Source organism: Fodinicola feengrottensis (genome assembly GCF_039530045.1).
GTDB lineage: Bacteria > Actinomycetota > Actinomycetes > Mycobacteriales > HKI-0501 > Fodinicola > Fodinicola feengrottensis.
This window is the reverse complement of record NZ_BAAANY010000059.1, coordinates 1-4,221: the sequence shown is the minus strand read 5'-3', so window position 1 is coordinate 4,221 and position 4,221 is coordinate 1. Positions and strand designations below refer to the sequence as shown.

At 58.7% G+C, this 4,221-nt stretch carries 5 protein-coding genes; 4 read left to right on the top strand and 1 reads right to left on the bottom strand.

Annotated elements, in window-relative coordinates:
- The first annotated feature begins 509 nt into the window (after nt 1–509).
- From ABD301_RS42110 to ABD301_RS42100, 3 genes are all read left to right on the top strand, one after another.
- Nucleotides 510–1,034, top strand: a complete 525-nt coding sequence (locus tag ABD301_RS42110) for a hypothetical protein (protein WP_344315600.1) — start codon at nt 510–512, stop codon at nt 1,032–1,034.
- 332 nt (nt 1,035–1,366) lie between these two features.
- The gene (locus ABD301_RS42105; RefSeq protein WP_163572938.1) at nt 1,367–2,155 is read left to right on the top strand and encodes a polymorphic toxin-type HINT domain-containing protein; all 789 of its coding nucleotides are present in this window, start codon (nt 1,367–1,369) and stop codon (nt 2,153–2,155) included.
- A complete protein-coding gene (locus ABD301_RS42100; RefSeq protein ID WP_344315598.1) occupies nt 2,143–2,772 on the top strand; it encodes a hypothetical protein in 630 nt (209 codons plus the stop codon). Before ABD301_RS42105 ends, ABD301_RS42100 begins: the two co-directional genes overlap by 13 nt.
- Nucleotides 2,773–2,796: 24 nt before the next feature.
- Here the strand turns inward: ABD301_RS42100 and tnpC are convergent, their stop codons facing one another.
- On the bottom strand, nt 2,797–3,972 hold the full coding sequence (gene tnpC, locus ABD301_RS42095; protein WP_344315597.1) for an IS66 family transposase: 1,176 nt from the start codon (nt 3,970–3,972) through the stop codon (nt 2,797–2,799).
- A 14-nt stretch (nt 3,973–3,986) separates the two neighbouring features.
- Between tnpC and ABD301_RS42090 the strand changes: the two genes are divergently transcribed.
- A partial coding sequence (locus ABD301_RS42090) for a hypothetical protein (RefSeq protein WP_344315596.1) occupies nt 3,987–4,221 on the top strand: 235 nt, incomplete at its 3' end.

The window sequence follows — 4,221 nt, the reverse complement described above, 5'->3', positions numbered from 1 at the left end:
TCCCTCCCGGAGTGGGCCAGATTGTCGGCGTTCGATTTCGTTGACAACGTCAGGGACGCTGGCTTTGACAGGCCAAGTACGTGCTCCGTCCGAACCCTGCCAGAGGCTTGGAGTCGTCGCTGACGGCGAGGGAGCCGGGGCCAACCCAGTGGGCCACGTCTAACGAAGGCTGGATGTAACTGATCAGGTGGTTTCGGGTAGCCAGGGCTGACCTTCGACGAGTTGGGTGAGTGCGTCGAAGAAGTTGATGTATCGGGACGGTGTGAGAATTCAGATCTACTTCAATGACCACGGGCCAGCCCACGCCCACGTGACGGGTCGCCGGGTGAGGTTAGAATCGGCCAGAACGGCAAGCCGTTGGCGGGTGATCCCGAGTTGTCTCCGAGACAGCAGTCGGCTGTCGACCAAAATATCAAGACGATCCGCGGTAAGATGGGGGACAATATGGCGCGCTACCGTGTGAATGGGTGCTAGCTATGCGAGTTGGTCTCGATATGCTTCTTGGTGAAATGAGTTCACTCCTGGGCGAACAGGCGGGAGAACTTGGATCAGACCATAGTCGTTGGCAGCTCTATTTGCTGGCGATGGAGTCTGATTGTGGTTGCGAATTGCTGTTCAAGGCCGTCGGGTTAGAGGAGGACATGGCTCTCGCATCAGCGGTTGTCGTGCGAATGATTGAACGGGTGGAAAAGCGTGATCGTGAAAAATGGATCATGCAGCTGCCGGTAGATCAGAGACGCTTTGCGGAACGTCGTGCGAGCGAGCTGAGCGTCCTTTGTGAAGTCGTCGACGGGGCAATGGGGGCTAGAGAGATTTCGCTCCAAATGAGCGAGTGGTCTGATTGGCTTCAGCTGCGTGTTGCCGGGCGCTCGAGCAGCGATAGTGTCCTTGCCGTGGTTGAGGAGTTAGCAAGAACCAAACGAGCAAGGCGTGTGTCTGGGGAAAGGCGAAACAGCTCAAACGTGGCGGATCTGACTGAACCGCTGACCTTTCACAGGCCAAGTGGAAATGGTCAGGCAGTTGCGCGCATCTGATGAGTCTCTACCGCGTCGAGCCCGATAATTAGTGTGCGGCGCAGAAATCGACCATAAGGCTGCGATCGCTGGTATTGCTGTCAGGGTGGCTTGGCGATGGCCGGTGCCACGGGTGCTGCGGTTGGTGCTCTGACGGCGGGCCTGGGTTCGGCGTTTGCTAGTGCTGGCGCGAAGGCGGCCGCGGGTGAGATCGCCGATGGCGCCGCGGCGGCTGGTGCTCGCGGCGCGCTACGAGTGCTGAGCGTACGGCTGTTGGTGCTGGTTCGCGGGCGGCTGCTCGGGCGGCGACTGATGACGCTGGTGATGGAGCCGCCGGCTCCGCTGGCCGCACGGTGGCGAACGAGGTGTGTCCGAACAGCTTTGTCGCTGCCACGATGGTGCTGCTGGCCGGCGGTGCGCTGCTACCGATCGCCCAGGTCCACGTCGGTGACAAGGTCCAGACCGCCGACCCGTCGACCGGGCAGAACTCGGTCCAGACGGTCACTGCAACGATCAAGACCCTGACCGACACCGACTTCGCCGATGTGACGATCAAGGACTCTTACGGTCACGTACAGAGGATCACCTCACCCCAGGGCCACCCCTACCGGGACGCCACCCAACACGCATTTGTACAAGCAGCATGGCTCACCCTCAGTGATAAACTCCACCAAGCAGACGGCGCGGCCAGCACCGTCGAAAGCGTCCAGAACTACTCGGCTCGTGCCGTAACGTACAACCTAACAGTCAGTGAGGTGCACACTTACAATGTTGCGGCTGGAGCCTCAGGTCCAGTTCTTGTGCATAACTGCGGTGGCCTGGTTGACGGACCCTTGCCTGAGGCGGGGCAAACGTCCCTCTACGCGCTGGTGAAGCATGACACAGGGGAACTGCTGAAGTGGGGTATCTCGAAAAACCCTACGACCCGCTATAGTTGCGGTTGTCTAAAACAATTGGGTGCGCGAATGCAAATCATCAAAAACTTTGATACGAGGTCTGAAGCACTTGGCGCAGAGCGTTTTATGACTGAAAGGTTTCCGGGACCTCTGAATCTTGAGGATTGGGCGGGATCTGTATCGCCATCGGGCTCGTGGCGAGAGGCGTTGCAGTTCGCTAGAGGAGGTGGACTATGGCAGAGTTAGTCAAGAGGTTTCCGGATTCGGAAGCTTCCAAAGTCAGGGAATCGGTTCTGTTGGCGCTCAACGAGCTATATTGTCCAACTCGGACCTCGGAGCTGGAAGCATACCTAAAAGTATTCTCTGACTGGACTTCTCCAGTCGATACGTCTGCGCTATTGGATTCGGAACGGAATCGCTATGCTCACGATACTGGTGAAGAAGTTTGGATATGTCCTGCCCTGACTGATGGGAAGGCTGTGGTTGACGGATCCTTTTTGACCCGCTCAGATTGGCGCCTAGAGAATCGAATTGCACTTCCCGAATTCGAACCTTTTCGTCAGCTCTGGCTCGTTCGAATATTCTGCGATCTTCTTATTGTTGCAAGCGAAAAAGGTGCACAGAATAGTCTGCCGCTACTTGAGCAGATCGAGACCTTCTTAGGAAACTTGGGTAGCTACACGCTAAATCAACAAGAAGTGCCACTTAGGGATGAGTTCAACAGCGTCGACGAGGATCGGATCGAACAGCTCCGAGAAAGCGCCGAAGATAAGTATGCGGAGGTTGCGGAACGCTATCGCAGCGCTCGTCAGAAATTGGCTGTCAAGATCGAAAGTAAAGGTCAAAAGCTCCTATTTGGATAGATAGGCAACTCTGGTCGTAACTGGTCAGGTGATTTCCGGCGTCCAGGGATTGCCTTCGGCGAGTCGGGTGAGTGCCTCGAAGAAATGTACTCCGTGTTTTGCTGCGGTCGCGAGGTAGCTGCGGATCGCGCAGAATTGCTCCGCACCAGATAGTGTGCGTAGGCAGCCGGAGACTTTCTGGCGGATTTTGGTCATGCGGATTTCACGCTCGGCGGCGTTGTTGTCGAAGTTCACCTGCGGATCGGTGGTGAAACGGAGGTAATCGGCTTCCCTGTCGATTAGCCGGCGGGCCAGGGCATGCGCCTTGGCCATCAGGGTCGTCGAACGCGACCGAGTGTCATTCGCACCGATTACCGCCGCGGACCGGAACCGGTGCGCGAGTTCGGCCAATGCGACAGGGTCCATCCCTGCGAGCGACCCCGGTGTGCGAGCCAGTTGCGAATCCACGAGAGTCTTGATGTCCCGCAAAGCTTGTGCTGCCTGACCGGCCCAACACCAGGCGCCCGGTTCGGCTTGTTCACAGATAGCTTGCAGTTCCCGAAGCACGTGCGCTCCACACAGCGCATGTACGGCGTCGATGTACGTGTCATAGGGTGCCCACGCGTCATGGACAGCGACACCGGTAAAGGTCGGCAGCACACCGGCGGCGTTCATCGCTTCGACCGCGCGCTTGTCGTGCACGGTGATCAGCGAGTATTTCCCGGTGGATGCCGAATGCACCCACCGCAGCCGGCTGGCGACTCGAAATCCGGTCTCGTCGAAATGCGCGACCGCAGCAGCGGCGATCCGCTCCCGCACCATCTCGATGAACCCACCCAAACGCCCGGTCGCCCGCTGCGCCATCGTCGCGACCGTTCCACCCGAGACCGGTGTGCCGAACAAGTCCGACAGCGCGGTCGCGGTGCGCTTCTTTGACAGAAACTGGCCGACATACAAGTACAGAATGACCGCGGCAACCCGCGGCCCGTACTGCACGGGCGCGTTCACATTCTCCAGCGCGCTCGCAGTCGTGTGAACCCCGCAACCGCAACGACGCGTCAGGATCTGGTGCTCGACAACCCTGACAGCGACCGGCGGAAGATCGAACACCTGACGACGCTCCACACCACTGTCATGCGCCTCACCAAGACCTGCCCCACAACCAACACACGCATCCGGCTCATGCCGGACCACCTCATCAGGGTCGGCGACCTGTTCCAAGGTTTGCCCACGATGTGAGGGTCCTGTTGGCGACGGGTGTGTTGGTGCCGATCGCGATGGTTCACGTCGGTGACAAGGTCCAAACCACCGACCCGGCGACCGGTAAGAACTCGGTCCAGACCGTCACTGCCACGATCAAGACCCTGACCGACACCGACTTCACCGACCTCACGATCAAGGACTCCAACGGTGTCCGCGCTAAAAGAAAATCCCCACGGGTGCTAGATCATTTTCCCCAGGTGGGTTGGT